The sequence below is a fragment of the Klebsiella sp. WP3-W18-ESBL-02 genome (genome assembly GCF_014168815.1).
Classification (GTDB): Bacteria; Pseudomonadota; Gammaproteobacteria; order Enterobacterales; family Enterobacteriaceae; genus Kluyvera; species Kluyvera ascorbata_B.
The window spans coordinates 207,568-230,471 of record NZ_AP021973.1 but is presented as its reverse complement, the minus strand read 5'-3'; the positions used below and the strand labels follow the sequence as shown (position 1 = coordinate 230,471).

Here is a 22,904-nt window from a genome sequence, read left to right as displayed (position 1 = left end):
CTCTCTCGTAAATTCTCGCGCCCAATCCCCCTCGCAAAACCTCAGAATTCACGTAACGCACCGCGATTTCGGCAACCATCAACCCTAACGTCCTTATGTTGTTGGGTTTGCCGCAGAACAATTTATTCATTTAAAATAGATTTAAACGAAGCGGGAAACCGCAGACGTAAAAAAACCGACTGGTGAGGTCGGCTTTTTTACGGTTCCGGTGCGAGCTGGTAACTCAGCCCGGAAGGGAAACTCTCTACAACTGACAATAGTATGATAATCCGTGAAGCCTGATTATGCAATATGACGGGCAGTGACTGTGCGTTAACGGTTTGCCTGAACGTTAGATAAACGTATAATCAGAGGGTTAGCTCTGTGGTGAGTCTCTCCCTGCATTCCGCTAAATGCGGCATGAACAGGTTCAAAGTCCTGACAGGTAATACAGGTGGTGCTGGTTATCTGTGCTCTGGCAGGAGTGAGACTCTCTACAACTGACAAGACGAAGAGAAGCCGTGGTGACAGGCAGTGTAAGAGCAAGCCACGGTGTCTTTACTCCATTTATGGAGAAAACGGATGATTAACCTGTTAATCATCGTTCTGAGGGCGGTAGCGGCGCTTGCAAACGCGCTGATTGCCATTCTGGAACTGATCCGCCAGTTCATCGACTAATGAACACGGAAACGTAATTAAGGCCGGAGGAGCACCACCTCCGGCCTTTAATAAAAATATAGTTTAGTTACAACATTCACTAGTCTGTACTAACCACCACACACCTGACCTTCTGCGCACAAGTTACCTTTAATCACTCCTAAACAGGCATTTCATGAAACTCCCCTGTTCTTGCATCGGTAACAATGTGCGTAATAGGGTCCGCTTGGAAAACGGAATCTATGGTCACTCCCGTTTTTGCAACACCGATTTTGACGACAAGTTGGCTTGCTTGAATCTATCCGGCGTCTGAATGGGATTTTATTCCCGCGCCTTGATGAGTTCCGCGCCTGATGAACCTCCAGAAAATATACGGCTTCAATGAGCCTTTCCGTTTTACAGGTTCCTCAACAGGCCGGTGGGCCGTTAGTATCATCAATATCAGTATTCGCAAAACCAGATCAGTAATTCTTTAAACCGGTGTATTTCTGCCGTTATGCTACATAAGTTTGCTGTCGTGCCGTTAGGGCCCAGGCTATTCTGGCCAGCTTGTTTGCCAGAGCACAAGTGACGACAAAGTTGCTTTTCCGGCACAGTAAATCCCTGACCCAATCGGCCAATTTGCCAGACTGGTGTTCCAGTTTTTGTATGAATACCCTGGCACATTGAACCAACAAAGTTCGGATCTTTTTATTACCTCGCTTACTAATTCCCAGCAATGTCGTCCTACCTCCCGTGCTGTACTGCCGAGGTACAAGCCCTGTTGCCGCCGCAAAGTCACGGCTGCTGGCGTACTGCTTCCCGTCGCCAATCTCAGTTGAAATAGTACTCGCTGTCAGTGTTCCGACGCAGGGAATGCTCAGCAAGCGCTGTCCAACCTCATCTTCGTCCAACTTTCGTTTCAACTGGGATTCCAAATCTTTAATCTGCTCAACAAGATAGTGATAATGCTGTTGTAATTTCAGCAATAACTGGCTGAGGTAAAGAGGCAAACTATTATCCTCAAGAATGGTACTCAGTCGGCTAATAACGGCAGCTCCTCGGGGAACGCTAATGCCAAATTCCAGCAGAAAAGCATGCATTTGATTGGTTGTTTTTACCTTATCCTGAACCAGGGATTCACGGACACGATGCAGAGCCCGCATTGCCTGCTGAGATTCCGTTCTGGGCTGCACAAAACGCATAGACGGACGCGATGCAGCTTCACAAATAGCTTCGGCGTCGACAAAGTCGTTTTTATGGCACTGTTGCAAATAGTCGGTGGTGATAAACTTATCATCCCCTTTTGCTGATGGAGCTGCACATGAACCCATTCAAAGGCCGGCATTTTCAGCGTGACATCATTCTGTGGGCCGTACGCTGGTACTGCAAATACGGCATCAGTTACCGTGAGCTGCAGGAGATGCTGGCTGAACGCGGAGTGAATGTCGATCACTCCACGATTTACCGCTGGGTTCAGCGTTATGCGCCTGAAATGGAAAAACGGCTGCGCTGGTACTGGCGTAACCCTTCCGATCTTTGCCCGTGGCACATGGATGAAACCTACGTGAAGGTCAATGGCCGCTGGGCGTATCTGTACCGGGCCGTCGACAGCCGGGGCCGCACTGTCGATTTTTATCTCTCCTCCCGTCGTAACAGCAAAGCTGCATACCGGTTTCTGGGTAAAATCCTCAACAACGTGAAGAAGTGGCAGATCCCGCGATTCATCAACACGGATAAAGCGCCCGCCTATGGTCGCGCGCTTGCTCTGCTCAAACGCGAAGGCCGGTGCCCGTCTGACGTTGAACACCGACAGATTAAGTACCGGAACAACGTGATTGAATGCGATCATGGCAAACTGAAACGGATAATCGGCGCCACGCTGGGATTTAAATCCATGAAGACGGCTTACGCCACCATCAAAGGTATTGAGGTGATGCGTGCACTACGCAAAGGCCAGGCCTCAGCATTTTATTATGGTGATCCCCTGGGCGAAATGCGCCTGGTAAGCAGAGTTTTTGAAATGTAAGGCCTTTGAATAAGACAAAAGGCTGCCTCATCGCTAACTTTGCAACAGTGCCCCGTCGGCCATTGCCCGCCTTGGGATAAAACGGCTCGATGACAGCGGTCATATTCTGCCATGGCAGAATCTGCTCCATGCGGGAGAGGAAAATCTCTTTTCGGGTCTGACGGCGCTTAGTGCTGAATTCACTATCGGCGAAGGTGAGTTGATGGCTCATGATGTCCCTCTGGGATGCGCTCCGGATGAATATGATGATCTCATATCAGGAACTTGTTCGCACCTTCCCTAAGTCACCGGCGGCTTGCCTGCCACACATTGAACATTACAGACCAATTAGCACTTTGTCACCGGGGAAAGATGTAAAGATTATGTATAAATAGATTGGCTTAGAAGTGACATTTCAACTTTGGAGAAACAGGTGACATTTTAAACTTGCTTTAACAAAATTTTGGGACTGACCGAAACAAAAAGGCCAGCCCCGGAGGGCTGGCTATTCAGTACAGGGCAATGACAGGTTTCTTGATGCCGCAGGCGTGAGCGTAGCGGGTCAGTGTGTCGATGCTGGCTTTGGTGATGTTGTTTTCCAGGCGAGAAATAACCGGAGGTGTAACCCCCATGCGTTCAGCAACCTGCGCTTTTGTCAGGTTGTCATGCTTGCGCCATTCAGCAAGCAGCTCCCTGAGCTTTTCCTTACGTTCTTCTTCCTGCCATGCAGCGCGATATTCATCGTCCTGCATCCACTCGTTATGCAGTTCTTTATGGCTTACCAGTTTCATTAAGTACCTCCGCTAACCGCTTTTTGGCGAGATCGATTTCTTTCGCTGGCGTTTTCTGTGACTTCTTGATGAAAACACGGAGCATGATGATGGTATTGCCTTTGTGGTATACCCAGATTCCCCTGGCTATGTCCGTCCCCATCGTGCGGATCTCAAAAAGTCCATCGCCCAGGGGCTTCGTGTCCGGCTCCCGCAGTAATCGGGCGTCATACTCCAGTTTGCCGATGAGACGGTCAAACTTCACCCTGATTTTTACGGGTAATGCTGTGGCTTCTTCCCTGGCTTCCGGGTGATAAACAACGCTAAACATGTGACCTCCCATTTCTATTAATATTAACCTATAGGCTAATTTCAGACAAGGTAGAATTAACCTATAAGCTAATTTTGTTGGCAGTTATCGTGGCTACCCGGTCACTACCCTGTTAGCGTGAGTTTTCGTTCCACTGAGGAACGGGGATTTATGCGCGTTAGCGCATGTAAGGCGGCAGGATGAAATGACAGGTAGCACCGAGGGTTAGCCGCCGATACCAGTGAGGGATCGAAAGGGATCGCCTATCCATCCCTTCACCCTGCAAAGCCATATTCCGCTAAAAGCGGCTCAGAGGCTTTTGTGCGCGGTCGGAGTGGTCACAACAAGGCCGAAGCCGCAGTTGGGGCGTATCTCCGCGTTAGCGGGTCGTAAGAGCCGCTTACGAGCGTGTAATCTAATTCTTCAGCGATATTTGCTGACGTATCCGGCGTGGCCGGATTTGTCCAATCCCTCGATGGCTAACAGGCGAGCTGTTAGCCATCGAGGGATTCCGTTCTGAATGCCCCGCGCTTTAGCGTGGGGAGCTACTTTTGAGGCGCTCGCGCCGATGCTGTTCGGTTATCCACTTTTTAAAGGGGATAACAGCAATGTCTTTTATTTTTTGGTTTATCTTTTAATACGTAAGTAATTAAAAGATAAACCAAAAGAGTATTTGCGCCATCTCGTTTGCACTTCATTATCACTTACCCACAAGCTATACAGCAGTTGTGGTGGGTCTACGCCGGAACCGCCGAAAAATCCGTCATTCCTGTAGGCGGGATGGGTTGGATTTCGAAAATTATTGTACGTTAAGGCTGTTTTTTGTACTGAGGTTTATTGCAGACGTGCAGAATCCCCGCCAGCTAAGGCGGTAGTGGGGTTCGAGGTCCAATGATGTAAAAAACCACGCTAAGAGGTTAATTCATTGTTTGTATTCAAATTTAATGGTCTTAACTCGCCCTTCAGAATATCTTCCGGTAACGAAAACGTATAATGTCCCAGCATATTTATATGGCCATGTATCAGCGGCGATAATCTTGCCAGATGCTCCTCTTCAGGTGTTTCCCCCGATTTGCGAAGATGTGACAACGCCTCCTGCATGTAAAGTGTATTCCACAGCACAACCGCATTGGTCACCAGACCCAGAGCACCGAGTTGATCTTCCTGCCCTTCACGGTAGCGTTTTCTAATCTCACCACGTTGTCCGTAGCAAATGGCTCGAGCCACTGCATGGCGTCCTTCTCCCCGGTTGAGCTGAGTGAGGATCCGACGCCGGTAATCCTCATCATCGATATAGTTGAGAAGATACAACGTCTTGTTGACCCGGCCCACTTCCATAATCGCCTGAGCCAGACCAGATGGTCGGCTACTTCTCAACAGTGAACGAATAAGCTCTGATGCATGGATGGTCCCAAGCTTCAGTGAGCCCGCCATTCGCATCATTTCATCCCATTGGGATTCTATTTTTGACAGTTCAACACATCCCCGGGCCAGCTCATTCAGGGCACCATAATGTGCCGTTTTATCTGCCCGCCAGAATATCGCCCCGCCTGCATCGGCCAGACGAGGGGAAAACTGGTAGCCCAGTAACCAGAACAGGCCAAAAATGATATCGCTGGATCCTGCCGTGTCCGTCATAATTTCTACCGGATTCAGCCCGGTCTGCTGCTCCAGAAGCCCTTCCAGTACAAAGATGGAATCACGAAGCGTCCCGGGAACTACAATGCCATGGAAACCGGAGTATTGATCGGAGACGAAGTTGTACCAGGTGATACCGCGTCCTGAACCAAAGTATTTACGATTTGGTCCGGAATTAACCGTTTTAACCGGTGTGACAAAACGCATACCATCTGCGGAGGCAACCTCACCACCTCCCCAGTACCCCGCGAGCGGCAGCGTGGACTGAAAATCAACCAGCCGTGCATTAGCGGTGACCAGCGTTTCTGCCCTGAGATAATTTTGTTTAACCCAGCTCAGACGATGGCGAGTAAGCGCGGGAATATTATGCTTTATCAGGGGTTCATGCCCTATATTGCAGGCTTCTGCCAGCAGTGTTGCGCACAGACTGACCTGGAGATCCTGCGCCCGAGCACCTGATTCACTGACGTGGCTGAATTCGCGGGTAAAACCGGTTCGGGCATCTATTTCAAGCAACAGCTCCGTCAGATCAACCGGAGGGATCAATTCTCTTACCCGACGATTCAATTGTATCAGTGCCGGTGGCTCATCCAGTTTATCCAGACTGCTAATCGTCAGTGAGGGATGCTTACCTTCATTGCTTATGCTGACCGCTGCGTTGCAGGCAAAACGTGAAGCCACTGATTTCCATGTGTCATCAAGCCGCGTAGCCAGTTGTTCTGCTGCTTTAGTTCCGTCTGATGGATGACCCAGCGCCCGACATACCGGGATGCGTTGTGCCTGCCATTCAGCTCCCTGAAGCAATTTTTGACGCGGGTCCCCCCACCGATCACTGTTCTCCAGCCAGAGATCACGACGGCGCAAAGAATCTTGAAGGCGCTCGAGAAGACACAGCGAGTAACCCGCTCGTAGAATCCTACCATCTCTGTCGTAGACCAGACGTTTCCATGGGCCGGAAATGATTTGCTCTGGTGCATCGTCGAGAATTCGCTTTTTTGAGCCACTCAGTTCGGCCAGATAATGGATTGCTGACAACGTGAGCTCCCCGGCCGGGGCGGCCTGAAAGTGTAAGTCACGCAACATCGCGGACAGGAAACGCTTCACCCGTCCATATTGTTCCACCATTTCATCCTGAAACTGAGTATCTTGCGGGCGCGCCAGCTCATTTACCTTGCCGACGGATTCAGCCAGTTTGTCCTTTGGTATGCGGCGAAAAATAGCCTGCCGCAGAGCTGCTTCATCGGTGTTCTCATCAAGTAATAACGTGCATGCCCGTGCCAGTAATAGCGGGGCACGATCAAGATCTTTCAGGGTCCTGAGCCGCTTTTTCTGCCCGATATTTTTTGCAGAACGCGTGATATCCAGAATAAGCATATCCAGCACATCCACGGCCTCGTCAAGCGCCGAAATTTCCTGTGCTTTCACAAACGCAGTAAGCACGGCCAGTCGCCGTTCGTCAGGCATTCTTGAAATGTATTTCACCGAAGCCATTCCGGCATAACGGGCCAAATTCCGCAGCTGGATGGCAGGCAGACCGGAGAAATTCAACCGGGAAAACTCCATGCTACGCAGTCGGGTATATCGCTCCAGGGCGTCTGTAAATGACGGCCCACTGATAGTGACAGGACCTTTTCGCATCTCCTCCAGCACCGATATACGCTGCCCTTCAGGTATTTCAAGTAAACCGTCCAGTTGTGTTTTCTGCCAGCTGTCAGGCAACAAAGCCAGCCTTCGCCATAATCGTCGACTTGCCCGTTCGCGTACTTCGCCAATCAGCCTTGTCAGAGTCGAGGCTGCGGGTAGCAGGATCTTATTTTGCAGCAACCATGCGGTAGCAAAATCAAACAGCAGACCTGGACGCTCATTGCTGAGCCAGGCGCGAGTATAGAGCAAACGCTTCAGTCTGAATGTCCAGGGGAAATCACCAAAATCATGATAATCATAATAGAGCTTGATAAGCCCCTGATGCTCCCAGCGGGTATTTTCTCTTTCAGCATACCGGGAAAGGATCTCTGGTCGGCTGATGTTCAACTGTGCCGCAATGTAAAAACGGATGAATGAGGGAATTTGAAGGGGATCAGGAAGAAACGTTCCCAGAAAGCGCGCCGTAGTCAGCTGAAGTGCAATCCCCAGCCGGTTATGTTTTCCCCGTCGCTGATTAATAAAAGCAAGGTCACGCTCATCCAGATGAAAATACCGAGCCAGCTGAACCTCATTTGGGTCTGCCACATAGCGACCGTAGTTTTCTGTCTGTTCGCTGGTAAGAAAGTCATCACTCATTGCGCATCCTTTCGTAAACGGGAGTTCTGTCCTTTTTTTAACCGTCTCAAATATTATAAATTGTGAGACTGCTCAAAACGGCATCATACATTAGTATCAAAAATCGCGATTTATACCTTATGATACTACGCAGTATCAATATCGATTTATGAGACCAAAATGGCATTATTAGGATATGCAAGAGTATCAACCAGCCATCAGAAACTGACGAGCCAGATTACTGAACTCAAAACAGCGGGAGTGAGGGATGATCGTGTATTTACTGACATGATGTCAGGAGCAACTGATGAGCGTGCAGGGCTACAGAGACTCCTTGCCAGAGCGGAGAAAGATGACATCATCCTCTGTACTAAAATGGATCGTCTAGGACGTAATACCGCTGATATGATTCGTATTGTGGATACTTGCTATAAAAAAGGCATCGCTATCCGATTTCTAGAGAATGGTCTTAGTACTGAAGGCACAATGGGAAAAATGGTTATCCAGATACTAGCAGCTGTTGCCGAGGCGGAACGAGAAAGGATCTTGGAGCGAACTAACGATGGGCGGAAGACCGCTATGATTAAGGGGGTCAAATTCGGAAGAAAGCCTCACAAGAAGGCTGAATTAGCTAATGAATTGATTAATAAGGACGTACAAGTTAAGGAAGTAATGGAAAAAACGGGTATATCAAGGGCGACCTATTTTAGGCTGAAAAGAAAAACAGCTATTAACTCTAACGAAGGATGAATTCAAAGTGAGTCAATACTTAAAGCTTGGAGATGACCAGTCTCCGGTTCAGTTGGATCCACACAGCGAAGTTGGTGCATTTAAAGTTGTTGGACACTGCTCATGGGCAAAACCAGGAGATAAAATCACTCCTGATTTTTTGCGTTTAAGAATAGAACCTTGGTTAACTGCTCTTTTTCAGTCTGAACACCTAAATATACTTATTGGCGCGGGACTTAGTTCAGCAATCCAAGAGTCAGCGACAGGCACGAAACCTCAAGGCATGGGATGGATTAATGATCTCAAAGTTTGCAAGGCTGAAATAGATAGTTATGTAGCTAAAACAGCTGAAGCCTCAGGAAGAGGAAGAGGTAATATTGAAGACCAAATCCGTTCAATTAATGAGTTAATTAAAGGATTAGAGATTTTAACTGCGCAAAATCTCCCACTTCCAGAACCGCCTCCTGGTGCTCTCCCATATCGAAATTTAAAAAGTGAGTTAGTTGAGTTAAATAATGAGCTAACAAGATGTTTGAAATTATTCTCAGATTCAGTTAGTAATGGGGAAAAGTTAATTCGCGATGCAAAAAACGATTTAAAAACACAAACGTTTAATTATTTAGTAAGTTTTTTGATGAGTTTTTCAAGTCGAACAGCGACAAGGGATCGATTACATATTTTCACGACGAATTACGACAGGATAATTGAAGCAGGAGCTGAAATAGCAGGTATTCGACTAATTGACAGATTTGTTGGTACTATAGCGCCTATTTTCAGATCTTCGCGACTAGAAGTCGACTATCATTATAATCCACCGGGTATTCGTGGTGAACCAAGATATTTGGAAGGTGTGGCGCGCTTTACTAAATTACATGGCTCATTGGACTGGTATACTACCGAAGGAGCCATAAGGCGATTTGGATTACCTTTTGGTGCGAGTTCGGTGGAACCCTTTTTACAAGTGGAGGCTGCTGGAGCAGCGAACTATCATCAATTAATGATTTATCCAAACTCGGTTAAAGACCGAGAAACATCAGAATACCCTTATGTTGAACTATTCAGAGACTTAGCATCTGCAACATGTCGTCCTAATAGTACTTTGGTAACATATGGTTATAGTTTTGGAGATGAACATATAAACCGTGTTATTATTGACATGCTGACAATACCCTCAACGCATATAGTAATAATTGCCTACGGCGATCCACTCGGTAGAATTATGCGCTTTGTAAACGAAAGTGGAAGAAAAGCTCAAATATCTTTATTACTTGGTGACCACTTTGGAGATATCAAGAATTTAGTGGATTTTTATCTTCCTAAAGCAGCGATAGACAGATCATCAATTCGTATGGCAGAACTATTGAAATCAAGGGGTTTATATCGTACAACAATTTCAAATAATAGCGAGGATGCTGAATGAACTCATTTCCGATTGAACAAGGTGAGCAACTCAGGGTCGGCACTGTAGATTTTGTTTCACCTAATGAAATTAGAGCAATATTAGAGATTGACTCACCTGATACTGTTGCTTTGAATGCAGGAACGCCTAGAAACTTTCCAAGAGTAAACAGTTATGTATTAATATCATGTGATAATGGTTACTTAGTTGGGCAAATAGAGTGGCTTGCTGTAGAACATTCGCCTTATCCAAAACAAAGAGATGTTCAAGAATTTGGTTTAGTAAATCTACCATTCCCCCGAAAAAAAATAAGTTTGAATCCGGTGGGAATGCTTAAACGTTTGTCCAAAGATGGTACTGATTATTTCAGATTTCAACGAGGTTCTGAATCGTTTCCTTCTATTGGGGCTGCTATTTTACTACCGACAGATTTACAACTTAGATCAATAGTCGAATCTGGAAATAATAGGCGAGTGATCATTGGACAAAGTCCACTTGCGAACAATGCAAATGTAGCTGTAGATCCTGATAGATTATTTGGTCGTCATATAGCAGTGCTCGGAAATACTGGTAGCGGTAAGTCTTGCTCTGTATCTGGATTAATCCAGTGGTCACTCGAATCTGCATTGGAATCACAAATAAAACCAAATGCCAGATTTATCATCCTAGACCCCAACGGCGAGTATGCACGTGCTTTGGGGCCAACGACGAAATTTAAAGGTAGAGTATTTAAGGTTGAGGCTGAAGGCAGTGAAAACCAATTACAAGTACCCTCATGGTTTTGGAATAGTTCGGAGTGGGCATCATTCACGCAAGCAAGTCCTAAAGCACAACTTCCATTACTAAAACGCTCCTTGAGAGCAATGAGAAATGAAGAATTTGATTTACAAAAGAATATAGATATAGAAGTTAAAAAATACCTAGGTACAATTTTGGTTTCTTTAAAAGCGGATAAATCTAAAGGAGCAGCGGCACTTAATGATTTCCCTGGAGCCAAAAATCTTTTGGCTAAAATTAATATTTGGCGTCAGAGTCTGGAAGAATACAAAGCGAGATTAACTACACCATGCCCTGAGCTAGATAAATTAATCATCTCTATTCAAGATTTTTGTGGGCAAAGAGAAGGCAGATATCCAGATTACAATGCTAAAGTTAGCGCAGTTGATAACATCATAAATGGAGTGTTATCTTCATTTCAGAGCCTTGGAGGCGATGAGTGTGAACTCCTTCCTAAAAACGAGGATATCCCCGTCCCTTTTGACGGAAATAATTTAGTCTCCTATTTAGAGGCGTTAGCACAAGAAAATGGTAGCGAGCAATATGTTGAATATCTAGTAGCTAGAATACGCACAATGCTTGCGGATACAAGAATGAAACCCATAACCAATGACTCAGAGCATAGAGTTGACTTGGCTAATTGGTTAGAAACATATATTGGGAAAGATGGTGATGGTGATAGCTGCGTTTCAATTATTGATCTTTCTTTAGTACCAACTGAAATTACTCATCTTGTGACAGCTGTCATTTCAAGAATTATTTTTGAATCATTGCAACGTTATAGACGACTATATAACAAATCTTTACCTACGGTACTTGTTGCTGAAGAAGCACATACATTTATTAAACGGTATCGTGAGGACAGTGAAAATCAGGATGTCGCAGCTGTTTGCTGTCAAGTATTTGAGAAAATTGCACGAGAAGGCAGGAAATTTGGTCTCGGTATGGTTATTTCTTCGCAACGACCATCAGAATTATCACCTACAGTTTTATCTCAATGTAATACTTTTCTTCTGCATCGAATTAGCAATGACAAAGATCAGGAGCAAGTTCATAAAATGGTACCCGACAATTTGCGAGGATTACTCCGTGAATTGCCTTCATTGCCATCTCAACATGCAATACTGATGGGCTGGGCATCTGAACTTCCTGTCTTAGTTAAAATGAAAAATTTGACGAAAGAGCAGCAACCCCATTCTGATGACCCTGATTTCTGGGATGTTTGGACAAGAAAGGATGCTGATGGGAAATTGGTCGAGAGAACGGCCAATTGGGAAGCTGTTGTAAAGGAATGGCAACAAAATTGAACTGAAGTAGGATGTGAAAACGGGAGGGCAGATCGGAATTGAAGGAACTTTATGCAATCAATCTACTTGGTATTGCGTTCCATCGACCATCAGCCCCATGATCATTGGAGTAGCTGTAAATGCAGCACCTAATAATTAAAATAAAACAATAGGTTAACCTATTAACGTGGTTTTTTACATCGTTGGCCCTCAAACCCCTAAAATCAGAAAAGTATCTTTCCAGACCTGTCAAATGGAAGCATTAACAAATCAGTTAACAAAACGGACAATATAGTAAAAAGTGGCTGGTAAGCATACTAACCACCTGATAGGCAGGTAGCAGCATAAAAGGGGAACCGAGTAATGAAAGGCTGTATCACCCGAAAAAGGTGTTTTCAGAGATGCACTATATGATGGAATAACAAGTTTTTGCAGATACTACCGGCGTAGAGGATGTCCCGAACACCTATAGCTGGAGTATCGATATTCACGGCATAATACGAATAAACCGAATGGGATATAAATATGGCAATTATTTTGGGTGTTTTATTTGTGATAACATTAACACTTAGCATCTATCAGTTGCGGAAGATAAGAAGACTATCATCCCGAATTAACACATTGGAATCCGTTATCCTGGGTGAACGGACGGGAAAGACAATTCCTTATGAATCGTTGCACCTTCTCAATATTTTGAGATTACAGGCACGACAATGGACTAGTTCGGAGGAAAATCCCGCTTTATTAACTATCCGGCCAGTTTGTATTGAACTGCTGGATGATTATATGTCTAAACTTTTAGCTTCTATTCCAGAATTGAATTTGATGATAGAACCTCGTCCTTCATATGCATCGCTATACAGTATCAATTCTGTAATGTTCTACATCGATAGTGAGAAACATGAAAAGTTGCCTATTCGCTTTCATTGCGCCAATCAAGACCTGGCAGAGCGCATTGCAAACTTGTTGCTATCGAAGGGCATTGAAGCTCGCGCAGCGATTGAAATGTCACACGTAGATTAGCCTGATATAAATAGATGGGCATTCTGTCCGGGTTGTTTATGCAGCCCTGTTTACAATGCACTGAATAAAACGGACAGCAATAACATAAGCCGTTAGCAAAAACCCCTCAATCAGAACCGTGGAAACAGCGACAGTCGTAAAATCCGTTGTTAGCTTGATCGCTGCTACTATCACCAGTCCGCCAAAAAGAATGCAGCGGGTAGCGATAGTTTCACGTTGAAACCAGCTAAAGAAAGCGCCCGCGATAATGACCAGGGAACAGTAAATCGAAAAAAGAAGTGTCATCATATTCTGTTATCCTATCTAACACAGAAAAAACTGGCCCGAAGCTTTTGAAACATATATGGAAATCAATCAGAGCACGTCTAACGAGCACGGTCTTATATATTCAATAACTATACATGTTGCTTATCATCATAAATGGATTTGGTATAGAGTGGCCAAAGAAAAAGGTAACAACAGTGGCAAGGACAACACAGGCTAACAATATCCACTCAAACTTTTCTGGAATGAATAATACCCGGATGGAACCTGCTGCGATAGTGCCACCAACTAAACCACCAATCAACGCTTCAGAAATTGTTGATAGTTCCATAAATTAAGTCTCCTGGTGTTTGGAGGGCTTCGGGAAGTTGCACCAGCTTATTCGCCAGACGCGTCCACTCACGTTAATAATAAAATCTGTCAGAAAACAACTCTACCAGAACCGTTGAAACTTCGATAAAAAAAGGACGCTGTTTTGAGGGCGTTTTCTATGCAAGTTATTTACAATGTTTCAGGCAATTACTTCACTACCGTAAGTTTTCGTTCGACAAACATTCAGATCCCATAGTTTGCGCTGGAACTGACCTATGTGGACGAGATCTGCTGTAGGTCTGTAGGTCTGTAGGGATTGGGGGCCATAGAGTAAATCTGGCATTTTTAGCTATAAAGTAATGATTGGGCTACACGTATGTAGGTTTTAAGGTTATGTTATCTCTGCCTCGTAATTCTGCGAGCACCTCATTAGGGAATAATATGAGTAACTTAAACCACATGGATAGAACCGTAACACAATACGTAAACACTAAAGTATTAGTGGCGCGTTTAGTACATCTTAGCGCCACTATCAGAAAGCTTGAATCCTACCAATCGTCATCTTGGGCAGATAGAGCTCTCCATGATTTATATGCAGAACTTCAGCGAATTTGGCCACAGGTGGAAGAGTATTATACTCAGATGCCAACATACCAAATGGAACGTGAGTTTTACGCTGAACTCGTGCAAATAAAATAAAGGCTGAAGAGTACCTACGTAGAACTAAGCAGGAACAATAAAACAATTCGTTTTTGGGGAGCCCGGTGGGCTCCTTTTTTGTGATGGTTCAATCCGGTGACGTGGGGTTACCGAGCTGGCGCATTCCCACGATTCGCACCTGATGGATTACCGGTTTTACTTGGTCAGTTCTAACCGGCGCTGATAACGCTCCCAGCGCATGACGAGATTCGCCGGGTCTATCGGACGGCAAAGCCCGGTAATCACATGGCCATCGTATTGCTGCAAATCGGGATCTTCGGCCTGCGCGACAGGGTCAACGTGGACGGTCAACGTCTCCGGGCAAATGGCAAGGACGTTGTCGTCAAACAGCCGGTGCAGATCGATACGAAGCAGCAAGCCATTACTCCAGTGATCCAGACCACCAGCACTATGCTCTACCAGGTGTGCGGCCTCTGTCCTGCGGCGTAAGCTTGCTCCTGTAATCACGCAGCGGTCGTTACAGTTTCGACGGACGGTAGCAGCGAAATCAGCCTGATCCGGCCTGGTCACCACGCAGGTTGTAGAGCCTTCACGTTTAGGGTGCGCCAGGGGCGCAACAGACGGTTCCTGCATGGAGACGCGGGATTGTTCAACTTCGACGGAGATCAGGGCTGGCTGGGGTGCTGGCTGCGATTCTCGCACTACATCGTGCGTAATGCCGTTGGTTTCCGCTTCTTTAAGCTTTCCGACCTGGCTTGCTGCGGCCAGCGCACGGTCACGCGCTTCCTGCTTTTCTTCCTTCGTCCATTTACGTTTGGCAGGTTCGTGTGTGGGAGCCGGGAGATTATCTGGTTCATTGACCGGCACAGGGTCAACCATCTTTTTGCCTTGCATTGACTCAGCCATAAACCGGCGAGCCAGCACATCAGCGCGTAGTCCCGTATCGCGATGCTCATAAAGATAGGTGCGAAATTCCGTCACACGTCCGCCCACCAGCTTAATGGCCTCACTCATTCCGGCCTTGTTGATGGAAGCGCTACTGGTTTTCAGGTTGGGCAAACCGTACTGACGTGGGTTTTCTTTCTGGGTGCTTTCAGCGCCGGTCAGACGGCTCTCTCTGATTTTTCCATTATGCCGGGTCGGTGAATCGCCATTCGGATGTTCAGGAGATCGCCAGGTGTCTGCGGGAGGCGTATACGTTGTACCGTTCTTCTGGGCCATGTAGGCGAGCACTTCCCGCATATCAACACGGGTCTTTTTGCGCTCGGCAATACCTTCATCAATCTGACGTTCAAGATCCGCTCGCTTCTCTTTGTGCAGGCGGCGCGATTCCAGTACGGTTTCGTTATCATTCAGGCGTTCTACTATCTCACCGGTATTTAAATTCTGGTTTGCCAGTTCGCGCACCATGCTCAGCACTAAATCGCCCATTGGATGCCGGGTTGTGATACCCAGGCGCTCAAACGCCCGGTTGGTGATCTCGTTTCTGCGGGTTTGATTGGCCAGTTCCGTGATCTTCTTCAGGCGCTCGATTTCGGCAAGCTGTGCCCGCTTCATCAATTCGCTGCCGGTTAGCATGGCAACAATCTGAACCTGACTCTCACCCTTCAGTAAGTGCTCGGTGATGAATGTAGAAAGAGCTGCCCGCCCACCGTGATTTTTAGGGATACCCAGCGTGGCCAGAATGTCTCTCTTTAGAATATTACGCAGGTTAGCGGCCTTTTTTTCCGCTTCATGTTTGGCCTGCATGTCCCGGCTATGCTGCTTACGTTCGGCCCGGGTTTTCTTCACCTTCACTTTCGTCGTCACTACTCTTTACCTGGCAGGGCATCATCATCATTGATACCGGTCGCGGAGGCCTGCGGTCGTTACCTATCCCCCGCCGCTGGCCGCACATTTGATGGCGAGAGTATACCTGCTCTGTCGGCAGCGCGTCTTTTCTTGTCTTCATATATGCAAAATTAGTCCAACATACAAATGCGATCAGGGTCAACACCCCCGCGTCCACCCTGCAAAGCGCCCTTGACCTTTATACCCACTGAAACCCTCGCGCCCCCGGCCCCTCTTTTTTTTCTCTTTTTTTCTCTCTTTTTCTCATATTTTCTCGCATGGCTCATCCAGCGACCGGAGTCCCTATGTGGGGTTTGCAGGAACCGGACGGAAAGACCGGCACGGCCCGGTTGCCGCAGGCGGGGGAAATGGCCAGACCGGGCACGGCGGTTTCTTTTTAAAATGGTGGGCCCGGGCAGAATGGTTACCCCGGGCACGGGCCCGATCCTGAAAACGACACGGAGGTTTCAGGTACGGCTCCCCTTTCTGCCCCAAGCGAAGCGCAGGGGCAGAAAGGGGAAGTTTATTTGTATGTTGGACTAATAGAGGGTGATGTACGTGAATTCTGCCCGGGTTTTCCCGGCGATTATCCCGGAATCCATCACCGATATTCTTCCCTTTATCCTAATACCGGTGATGGCCACCGGCACAAAATGCAGGGTGTTCCGGCCCGGCGAAGATGCGGCCGCAAACCAGCACGAAAGTGTCGGTCGGAAAAAGGTGAAGCCAATGCTGGTGGCCGCACGGAATTCAGGCGGGCACTCGACGTTACTCACCCACGACTCCGGGTTAACGGTTCGACTCCGGGTAGCCTGGCCCGGGTGAAGCCCGGGGCAGGCTACCCTGTTTTTGTATGTTGGACTATTTTGACGGGTACTGGAGCAAACCACTCTGCCACACGATATGGCATTTAGTTACCGCTCTTGCGGTTCATGGATGAAATAGTCGGTTCTGTCAGGAGGGAGTCAGGGAAATGTGAAGAACCGAAATGGCCACGCTGAAAGATCATGTAGCCAGTTCAGATAAGCAAATTGAGTTAACGCCCTCGCTCATACCGCACCAGCTCTTCAGGTTTAGACAACCACTCTGTAATCTGGTGATCATGCATTGACGTATCGTATTCAAAGTCTGGCGGATAATACATATCGCCAACAAACCACTCTTCCTGCTTTAATTCATCCTCATCTATATCACAACCGCTATCAAGCCAGTCCCATCGGCCTCTTTTGTTAAAAATCACTCTCCCATTCGGCATAAAAGCTCCTTATTCAGTCAGATGGTTACGGTCTCGATATCTCGATGCCAGGTTAACATCGTTCACCAGTTTTACCACGGCTGGACGTTCGGCTTCAGTCCAGGAATCAGGCTGATAGTACACCCGCAGCGATTATCATCAAACTACTTCGCCTCTCAATCCCGCGCTCTCAAATTTCTGTTATGCATCATGCCAGAGTACAATATGAGGACACTATCGCCGGAATATTACCGACCGCCCCGACGATTAACGTTACCGGCCTAAGCTGAGGAAAATGGTTCTATGAAGTCATTTCTGATCAAAATGTCAAACGCGCATAACGAACACATCCGGGAAGTCGCTTCCGTGGATGAAGCTATTCGTATCGCATCCGAAAGAGCAAATGAAGGTTTCTGGCTTCCACCCAGCCGGGTCTGCGAAATGAGCAAGGAACATGAAGGCCGGTATACAGTCGGTGATGATGGCTGGTTCCGCCCCATCGAGCTGGCGGTTCCAGTCGAAATAGAAGAAGTGAAGTCGTCCTACGGGAACGGTGGTTACGACATGATTTCCGTAGGGGCTAAATTTGCCCAACGCGCCAAAAATGTAAAGTTAGCTATTTTCTTGTACCGAGCCAACATCATTGGATGTTTGGATCCTTGCCAATGTATCGATCAACGTTGTGCGTTTTACACTAAAGTTACGACATACAGCGGCTTTGGACATGCCTCCTTTCAGCGCTTCTAAAATAGCCTCCAGCTTTTCTCCCGTAATGGCGGCGGGTCTGCCACCTACTCGGCCTCGTCGACGAGCCGCGGCAAGTCCGGCAATAACTCGTTCTTTCGTCAGGGCTCGTTCGTATTGCGCCAGAGCGCCAAAAACATGGAATAGCAATTCGCCTGATGCTGTTGTGGTATCCATGCCTTCAGTCAGCGAACGAAAGGCCACCCCTTTTTCTTTGAGTGTATTAATGATGGACAGTAGATGAGATAGCGACCGACCAAGCCGATCCAACTTCCAGACAACAAGTACATCTCCCGGACAAACATAAGCCATTGCCTTGGCTAAGCCCGCACGGTCGTCTTTCGCCCCCGATGCATGATCTTCAAATAAATTTCGAGCATCGATACCCGCAGCCAGTAATGCATCACGTTGCAAATTTGTTGTTTGGCGATCTGATTCAGATGAAACACGCATGTATCCTACTAACATAACCGGAAAACCCATGTAATGACGTTCCCGTATATTAGTGGATTACGACATAGTTTTCCGTATATTTTTTGCTATCAAATTATATTCCCGATCTGTCACTTTCAGAAGGCGACAGCACGAAATATCAAAAGTCGACCGCACGGTCTTTTCTGACGTTGGAGTCGCCTCAGAAAACGGAATCTATGGTCACTCCCGTTTTTGCAACACCGATTTTGACGACAAGTTGGCTTGCTTGAATCTATCCGGCGTCTGAATGGGATTTTATTCCCGCGCCTCGATGAGTTCCGCGCCTGATGAACCTCCAGAAAATATACGGCTTCAATGAGCCTTTCCGTTTTACAGGTTCCTCAACAGGCCGGTGGGCCGTTAGTATCATCAATATCAGTATTCGCAAAACCAGATGAATGATTGTTTAAACTGGTGTATTTCTGCCTTTATGCTTCGTAAGTTTGCTGTCGCGCCGTCAGTGCCCAGGCTATTCTGGCCAGCTTGTTTGCCAGAGCACAGGTGACGACAAAGTTGCTTTTCCGACACAACAACTCCCTGACCCAGTCGGCCAACTTGCCAGACTGGTGTTCCAGTTTTTGTATGAATACCCTGGCACACTGAACCAACAAAGTTCGGATCTTTTTGTTGCCCCGCTTGCTAATCCCTAACAATGTCGTCCGACCTCCCGTGCTGTACTGTCGGGGTACCAGCCCTGTTGCCGCCGCAAAGTCACGGCTGCTGGCGTACTGCTTCCCGTCGCCAATCTCAGTTGAAATAGTACTGGCAGTCAGCGTTCCAACGCAGGGAATACTCAGCAAGCGCTGTCCAACCTCATCTTCGTCCAACTTTCGTTTCAACTGAGATTCCAGATCTTTAATCTGCTCAACAAGATAGTGATAATGCTGTTGTAATTTCAGCAGTAACTGGCTGAGATAAAGAGGCAAACTACTGTCCTCAAGAAGGGTACTCAGTCGACTAATAACGGCAGCACCTCGCGGAACGCTGATACCAAATTCCAGCAGAAAAGCATGCATCTGATTAGTTGTTTTCACCTTATCCTGAACCAGGGATTCACGGACACGATGCAGAGCTCGCATTGCCTGCTGAGATTCGGTTCTGGGCTGCACGAAACGCATAGATGGACGTGATGCTGCTTCACAGATAGCTTCAGCATCAACGAAGTCATTTTTGTTGCTTTTAACGAATGGGCGGACAAATTGCGGTGATATCAGCTTTGGAAAATGCCCTAACTCTGCCAGCTTGCGTGCCATAAAGTGAGAACCGCCACAGGCTTCCATCGCGATGGTTGTTGCCGGGCATGTCGCCAGAAATTCGATTAGCTTTGGTCGGGTGAATTTTTTACGGTAAACGGCCTTCCCACGATGATCCTGACAATGAATATGGAAAGAGTTCTTACCCAGATCGATACCAATAAGCGCAATGTTTTCCATGATGGTTCTCCGAATGAAAGCCTGTCCTCAGCATAGTACTGGGAAGGAGGGAGTGACCATCTCATTAAATAAAGCACGCTAAGGCGTAGTTCCCTCGGGCTACACCGCGTCCGCACTGCGCGGTTCTTTCTTCCCTTGCAGTGACGCAATCAGCGGGCAGGAAACGTTCCCCTTCCGCGCATGGCAGGCGCACACCAAATCAGACAGCACGGCCTCCATGCGCGCCAGGTCAGCCATCCTCTCGCGCACGTCCTTGAGCTTGTGCTCGGCCAGGCTGCTGGCTTCCTCGCAATGGGTGCCATCCTCCAGCCGCAGCAGCTCGGCGATCTCATCCAGGCTGAAGCCCAACCGCTGGGCTGATTTCACGAAGCGCACCCGCGTTACATCCGTCTCGCCATAGCGGCGAATGCTGCCGTAAGGCTTGTCCGGTTCCGGGAGCAAGCCCTTGCGCTGATAGAACCGGATGGTCTCCACATTGACCCCGGCCGTCCTGGCGAAAACGCCAATGGTCAGGTTCTCCAAATTGTTTTCCATATCGCTTGACTCCGTACATAACTACGGAAGTAAGCTTAAGCTATCCAATTCAGATTCGAAAGGACAAACGTATGTCTGAACCTCAAAACGGGCGCGGCGCGCTCTTCACTGGCGGGCTGGCCGCCATCCTCGCCTCGGCTTGCTGCCTCGGGCCGCTGGTTCTGATCGCCTTGGGGTTCAGCGGCGCTTGGATCGGCAACTTGACGGTGTTGGAACCCTATCGCCCCATCTTTATCGGCGTGGCGCTGGTGGCGTTGTTCTTCGCCTGGCGGCGCATCTACCGGCCGTCAGCCGCCTGCAAACCGGGTGAGGTTTGCGCGATTCCCCAAGTGCGAGCTACTTACAAGCTCATTTTCTGGGGCGTGGCCGTGCTGGTTTTGGTCGCGCTCGGATTTCCCTACGTCGTGCCATTTTTCTATTGATCACAGGAGTTCACCATGAAAAAGCTGCTTTCCGCCCTTGCCCTCGCTGCCGTTGTTGCCCCCGTGTGGGCCGCCACCCAGACCGTTACGCTGTCCGTACCGGGCATGACCTGCTCGGCCTGTCCGATCACTGTCAAGAAGGCGATTTCCAAGGTCGATGGCGTCAGTAAAGTTGACGTGACCTTCGAGACGCGCGAAGCGGTGGTCACCTTCGATGATGCCAAGACCAGCGTGCAGAAACTGACCAAGGCTACCGAGGATGCGGGCTACCCATCATCAGTCAAGAACTGATCATGAAAGACCCGAAGACACTGCTGCGGGTCAGCATCATTGGCACAACCCTCGTGGCGCTGTGTTGCTTCACCCCTGTTCTGGTCATTTTGCTCGGTGTGGTCGGCTTGTCCGCGCTGACCGGCTATCTGGACTATGTGCTGCTGCCTGCGCTGGCGATTTTCATCGGCTTGACCATCTACGCCATCCAACGAAAACGCCAAGCCGATGCCTGCTGCACCCCGAAATTCAATGGAGTAAAAAAATGACCGAAATCACCGTGAATGGCATGACCTGCACATCCTGCGCCACCCATGTCAAAGATGCTTTGGAAAAGATTCCCGGCGTGAATGCCGCTGTGGTGTCCTATCCAGAAAGCCGCGCGCAAGTCATGGCAGACACCGCCGTGAGCCACAACCAACTGCTGGCCGCCATCGCCGCATTGGGTTATCAAGGCTCGATCCGGGTTGGTGATTTCAAAGATGAACCAAAAATCCGTGATGCACTTGAGGGCGCCGGTTTGCATATCGCCATCATTGGCAGCGGCGGGGCCGCGATGGCGGCGGCGCTGAAGGCCGTCGAGCAAGGCGCGACGGTCACGCTGATCGAACGCGGCACCATCGGCGGCACCTGCGTCAATATCGGCTGTGTGCCGTCCAAGATCATGATCCGCGCTGCCCATATTGCCCATCTGCGCCGGGAAAGTCCGTTCGACGGCGGTATTGCGGCAACTGTGCCTGCGATTGACCGCAGCAAACTGCTGGCCCAGCAGCAGGCCCGTGTCGATGAACTGCGGCACGCCAAATACGAAGGCATCCTGGACGGCAATCCAGCCATCACCGTTTTGCACGGTGAAGCGCGTTTCAAGGACGACCAGAGCCTGGTCGTCCGTTTGAACGAGGGTGGCGAGCGCGAGGTAACGTTCGACCGCTGCCTGGTCGCCACCGGTGCCAGTCCGGCCGTGCCGCCGATTCCGGGCCTGAAAGAGTCACCCTACTGGACTTCCACCGAAGCGCTTGTCAGCGACACCATTCCCGCACGCCTGGCCGTGATCGGTTCGTCGGTGGTGGCGTTGGAACTGGCGCAAGCCTTTGCCCGGCTCGGCAGCCAGGTCACGATCCTGGCACGCAGCACCTTGTTCTTCCGGGAAGACCCGGCCATCGGCGAGGCCGTGACAGCCGCTTTCCGCGCCGAGGGCATCGAGGTGCTGGAGCACACGCAAGCCAGCTAGGTCGCCCATGTGAACGGCGAATTCGTGCTGACCACCGGACACGGTGAATTGCGCGCTGACAAGTTGCTGGTTGCCACCGGTCGGGCACCGAATACGCGCAGCCTCGCGCTGGACGCGGCGGGGGTCACTGTCAATGCGCAAGGGGCCATCGTTATCGACCAAGGCATGCGCACGAGCAACCCGAACATCTACGCGGCCGGCGACTGCACCGACCAGCCGCAGTTCGTCTACGTGGCAGCGGCCGCCGGCACCCGTGCCGCGATCAACATGACCGGCGGCGACGCAGCCCTCAATCTGACCGCGATGCCGGCAGTGGTGTTCACCGACCCGCAAGTCGCCACCGTGGGCTACAGCGAGGCGGAAGCGCACCACGATGGCATCGAGACCGACAGTCGCACGCTGACACTCGACAACGTTCCGCGAGCGCTTGCCAACTTCGACACACGCGGCTTCATCAAGCTGGTCATCGAGGAAGGTAGCGGACGGCTCATCGGCGTGCAGGCGGTGGCCCCGGAAGCGGGCGAACTGATCCAGACGGCGGTGCTCGCCATCCGCAACCGCATGACGGTGCAGGAACTGGCCGACCAGTTGTTCCCCTACCTGACAATGGTCGAGGGGTTGAAGCTTGCGGCGCAGACCTTCAACAAGGACGTGAAGCAGCTTTCCTGCTGCGCTGGATAAA

21 protein-coding genes and 3 pseudogenes are annotated in these 22,904 nt (G+C 48.9%); 11 read left to right on the top strand and 13 right to left on the bottom strand.

Going from position 1 to position 22,904, the window contains the following annotated elements:
• The first annotated feature begins 561 nt into the window (after window positions 1-561).
• On the top strand, window positions 562-657 hold the full coding sequence (gene dqlB, locus H7R56_RS27950) for a DinQ-like type I toxin DqlB (RefSeq protein ID WP_000609145.1): 96 nt from the start codon (window positions 562-564) through the stop codon (window positions 655-657).
• A gap of 473 nt (window positions 658-1,130) precedes the next feature.
• Here dqlB and H7R56_RS26150 read toward each other — a convergent pair.
• Window positions 1,131-1,877 (bottom strand): annotated as a pseudogene (locus H7R56_RS26150) (IS110-like element IS4321 family transposase); the annotation flags it as partial.
• Window positions 1,878-1,939: 62 nt separating this feature from the next.
• Between H7R56_RS26150 and H7R56_RS26145 the strand changes: the two are divergent.
• On the top strand, window positions 1,940-2,644 hold the full coding sequence (locus tag H7R56_RS26145; protein WP_001067855.1) for an IS6-like element IS26 family transposase: 705 nt from the start codon (window positions 1,940-1,942) through the stop codon (window positions 2,642-2,644).
• Window positions 2,645-2,696: 52 nt separating this feature from the next.
• On the opposite strand, the pseudogene H7R56_RS26140 reads toward H7R56_RS26145, so the two are convergent.
• The 4 genes and pseudogenes from H7R56_RS26140 to H7R56_RS26125 form a co-directional block, all read right to left on the bottom strand.
• Window positions 2,697-2,855 (bottom strand): annotated as a pseudogene (locus H7R56_RS26140) (IS5/IS1182 family transposase); the annotation flags it as partial.
• A 277-nt stretch (window positions 2,856-3,132) separates the two neighbouring features.
• Window positions 3,133-3,414: a helix-turn-helix domain-containing protein gene (locus H7R56_RS26135; RefSeq protein WP_000780222.1), complete on the bottom strand. Its 282-nt coding sequence runs from the start codon at window positions 3,412-3,414 to the stop codon at window positions 3,133-3,135.
• Window positions 3,395-3,724 carry a type II toxin-antitoxin system RelE/ParE family toxin gene (locus tag H7R56_RS26130; protein WP_000493286.1) on the bottom strand — a complete coding sequence of 110 codons (330 nt, stop codon included), beginning with the start codon at window positions 3,722-3,724 and terminating at the stop codon, window positions 3,395-3,397. Before H7R56_RS26130 ends, H7R56_RS26135 begins: the two co-directional genes overlap by 20 nt.
• Before the next feature lie 888 nt (window positions 3,725-4,612).
• A complete protein-coding gene (locus H7R56_RS26125) occupies window positions 4,613-7,621 on the bottom strand; it encodes a Tn3 family transposase (RefSeq protein ID WP_048242077.1) in 3,009 nt (1,002 codons plus the stop codon).
• A 159-nt stretch (window positions 7,622-7,780) separates the two neighbouring features.
• On the opposite strand from H7R56_RS26125, the gene H7R56_RS26120 reads away from it, so the two are divergent.
• The 4 genes from H7R56_RS26120 to H7R56_RS26105 all read left to right on the top strand — a co-directional run bounded on the left by H7R56_RS26120 (window position 7,781) and on the right by H7R56_RS26105 (window position 12,814).
• Window positions 7,781-8,350 (top strand): recombinase family protein, encoded by a 570-nt coding sequence (locus tag H7R56_RS26120; protein ID WP_004098989.1) that lies wholly within the window; start codon window positions 7,781-7,783, stop codon window positions 8,348-8,350.
• A gap of 7 nt (window positions 8,351-8,357) precedes the next feature.
• Window positions 8,358-9,749, top strand: a complete 1,392-nt coding sequence (locus tag H7R56_RS26115; protein WP_004098990.1) for an SIR2 family protein — start codon at window positions 8,358-8,360, stop codon at window positions 9,747-9,749.
• The gene (locus H7R56_RS26110) at window positions 9,746-11,812 is read left to right on the top strand and encodes an ATP-binding protein (protein ID WP_004098991.1); all 2,067 of its coding nucleotides are present in this window, start codon (window positions 9,746-9,748) and stop codon (window positions 11,810-11,812) included. The genes H7R56_RS26115 and H7R56_RS26110 overlap by 4 nt, the downstream gene beginning before the upstream one ends.
• Window positions 11,813-12,316: 504 nt before the next feature.
• Window positions 12,317-12,814 carry a hypothetical protein gene (locus tag H7R56_RS26105; protein ID WP_016241538.1) on the top strand — a complete coding sequence of 166 codons (498 nt, stop codon included), beginning with the start codon at window positions 12,317-12,319 and terminating at the stop codon, window positions 12,812-12,814.
• A 36-nt stretch (window positions 12,815-12,850) separates the two neighbouring features.
• Here the strand turns inward: H7R56_RS26105 and H7R56_RS26100 are convergent, their stop codons facing one another.
• Together H7R56_RS26100 and H7R56_RS26095 are read right to left on the bottom strand one after the other, a co-directional pair.
• Window positions 12,851-13,102, bottom strand: a complete 252-nt coding sequence (locus H7R56_RS26100) for a hypothetical protein (protein WP_007372348.1) — start codon at window positions 13,100-13,102, stop codon at window positions 12,851-12,853.
• A 100-nt stretch (window positions 13,103-13,202) separates the two neighbouring features.
• The gene (locus H7R56_RS26095) at window positions 13,203-13,409 is read right to left on the bottom strand and encodes a hypothetical protein (protein ID WP_032951190.1); all 207 of its coding nucleotides are present in this window, start codon (window positions 13,407-13,409) and stop codon (window positions 13,203-13,205) included.
• Between the two features lie 422 nt (window positions 13,410-13,831).
• On the opposite strand from H7R56_RS26095, the gene H7R56_RS26090 reads away from it, so the two are divergent.
• Window positions 13,832-14,089: a hypothetical protein gene (locus H7R56_RS26090; protein WP_182928831.1), complete on the top strand. Its 258-nt coding sequence runs from the start codon at window positions 13,832-13,834 to the stop codon at window positions 14,087-14,089.
• 156 nt (window positions 14,090-14,245) lie between these two features.
• Here the strand turns inward: H7R56_RS26090 and H7R56_RS26085 are convergent, their stop codons facing one another.
• From H7R56_RS26085 to merR, 6 genes are all read right to left on the bottom strand, one after another.
• Window positions 14,246-15,859 (bottom strand): HNH endonuclease signature motif containing protein, encoded by a 1,614-nt coding sequence (locus H7R56_RS26085; RefSeq protein WP_007372347.1) that lies wholly within the window; start codon window positions 15,857-15,859, stop codon window positions 14,246-14,248.
• Between the two features lie 560 nt (window positions 15,860-16,419).
• On the bottom strand, window positions 16,420-16,656 hold the full coding sequence (locus tag H7R56_RS26080) for a hypothetical protein (RefSeq protein ID WP_071602877.1): 237 nt from the start codon (window positions 16,654-16,656) through the stop codon (window positions 16,420-16,422).
• A gap of 260 nt (window positions 16,657-16,916) precedes the next feature.
• Window positions 16,917-17,135, bottom strand: a complete 219-nt coding sequence (locus tag H7R56_RS26075; protein ID WP_007372345.1) for a hypothetical protein — start codon at window positions 17,133-17,135, stop codon at window positions 16,917-16,919.
• A 591-nt stretch (window positions 17,136-17,726) separates the two neighbouring features.
• A complete protein-coding gene (locus H7R56_RS26070; RefSeq protein ID WP_123282530.1) occupies window positions 17,727-18,326 on the bottom strand; it encodes a recombinase family protein in 600 nt (199 codons plus the stop codon).
• Window positions 18,327-18,760: 434 nt separating this feature from the next.
• Window positions 18,761-19,765 (bottom strand): IS110-like element IS5075 family transposase, encoded by a 1,005-nt coding sequence (locus H7R56_RS26065; protein ID WP_000427614.1) that lies wholly within the window; start codon window positions 19,763-19,765, stop codon window positions 18,761-18,763.
• Between the two features lie 99 nt (window positions 19,766-19,864).
• Entirely contained in the window at window positions 19,865-20,299 is a 435-nt protein-coding gene (gene merR, locus H7R56_RS26060; protein ID WP_000429838.1) for an Hg(II)-responsive transcriptional regulator, read from the bottom strand.
• A 71-nt stretch (window positions 20,300-20,370) separates the two neighbouring features.
• Between merR and merT the strand changes: the two genes are divergently transcribed.
• The 4 genes and pseudogenes from merT to merA all read left to right on the top strand — a co-directional run bounded on the left by merT (window position 20,371) and on the right by merA (window position 22,903).
• On the top strand, window positions 20,371-20,721 hold the full coding sequence (gene merT / locus H7R56_RS26055) for a mercuric ion transporter MerT (RefSeq protein WP_001294667.1): 351 nt from the start codon (window positions 20,371-20,373) through the stop codon (window positions 20,719-20,721).
• Window positions 20,722-20,736: 15 nt separating this feature from the next.
• On the top strand, window positions 20,737-21,012 hold the full coding sequence (merP, locus tag H7R56_RS26050; protein WP_000735441.1) for a mercury resistance system periplasmic binding protein MerP: 276 nt from the start codon (window positions 20,737-20,739) through the stop codon (window positions 21,010-21,012).
• A gap of 2 nt (window positions 21,013-21,014) precedes the next feature.
• Window positions 21,015-21,260: a mercury resistance system transport protein MerF gene (merF, locus tag H7R56_RS26045; protein ID WP_000654684.1), complete on the top strand. Its 246-nt coding sequence runs from the start codon at window positions 21,015-21,017 to the stop codon at window positions 21,258-21,260.
• Window positions 21,257-22,903 (top strand): annotated as a pseudogene (gene merA, locus H7R56_RS26040) (mercury(II) reductase). Before merF ends, merA begins: the two are co-directional and overlap by 4 nt.
• Window position 22,904: the final 1 nt, after the last annotated feature.

What these genes read in the sequence shown, in the direction of transcription:
- H7R56_RS26105 (WP_016241538.1), top strand. Translation starts at nt 12,317, where the DNA reads ATGGCAATTATTTTGGGTGTTTTATTTGTGATAACATTAACACTTAGC.
- dqlB (WP_000609145.1), top strand. Translation starts at nt 562, where the DNA reads ATGATTAACCTGTTAATCATCGTTCTGAGGGCGGTAGCGGCGCTTGCA.
- H7R56_RS26120 (WP_004098989.1), top strand. Translation starts at nt 7,781, where the DNA reads ATGGCATTATTAGGATATGCAAGAGTATCAACCAGCCATCAGAAACTG.
- H7R56_RS26100 (WP_007372348.1), bottom strand. Translation starts at nt 13,102, where the DNA reads ATGATGACACTTCTTTTTTCGATTTACTGTTCCCTGGTCATTATCGCG.
- H7R56_RS26065 (WP_000427614.1), bottom strand. Translation starts at nt 19,765, where the DNA reads ATGGAAAACATTGCGCTTATTGGTATCGATCTGGGTAAGAACTCTTTC.
- merF (WP_000654684.1), top strand. Translation starts at nt 21,015, where the DNA reads ATGAAAGACCCGAAGACACTGCTGCGGGTCAGCATCATTGGCACAACC.
- H7R56_RS26110 (WP_004098991.1), top strand. Translation starts at nt 9,746, where the DNA reads ATGAACTCATTTCCGATTGAACAAGGTGAGCAACTCAGGGTCGGCACT.
- H7R56_RS26130 (WP_000493286.1), bottom strand. Translation starts at nt 3,724, where the DNA reads ATGTTTAGCGTTGTTTATCACCCGGAAGCCAGGGAAGAAGCCACAGCA.
- merP (WP_000735441.1), top strand. Translation starts at nt 20,737, where the DNA reads ATGAAAAAGCTGCTTTCCGCCCTTGCCCTCGCTGCCGTTGTTGCCCCC.
- merR (WP_000429838.1), bottom strand. Translation starts at nt 20,299, where the DNA reads ATGGAAAACAATTTGGAGAACCTGACCATTGGCGTTTTCGCCAGGACG.
- H7R56_RS26070 (WP_123282530.1), bottom strand. Translation starts at nt 18,326, where the DNA reads ATGTTAGTAGGATACATGCGTGTTTCATCTGAATCAGATCGCCAAACA.
- H7R56_RS26090 (WP_182928831.1), top strand. Translation starts at nt 13,832, where the DNA reads ATGAGTAACTTAAACCACATGGATAGAACCGTAACACAATACGTAAAC.
- H7R56_RS26095 (WP_032951190.1), bottom strand. Translation starts at nt 13,409, where the DNA reads ATGGAACTATCAACAATTTCTGAAGCGTTGATTGGTGGTTTAGTTGGT.
- H7R56_RS26125 (WP_048242077.1), bottom strand. Translation starts at nt 7,621, where the DNA reads ATGAGTGATGACTTTCTTACCAGCGAACAGACAGAAAACTACGGTCGC.
- merT (WP_001294667.1), top strand. Translation starts at nt 20,371, where the DNA reads ATGTCTGAACCTCAAAACGGGCGCGGCGCGCTCTTCACTGGCGGGCTG.
- H7R56_RS26135 (WP_000780222.1), bottom strand. Translation starts at nt 3,414, where the DNA reads ATGAAACTGGTAAGCCATAAAGAACTGCATAACGAGTGGATGCAGGAC.
- H7R56_RS26145 (WP_001067855.1), top strand. Translation starts at nt 1,940, where the DNA reads ATGAACCCATTCAAAGGCCGGCATTTTCAGCGTGACATCATTCTGTGG.
- H7R56_RS26075 (WP_007372345.1), bottom strand. Translation starts at nt 17,135, where the DNA reads ATGCCGAATGGGAGAGTGATTTTTAACAAAAGAGGCCGATGGGACTGG.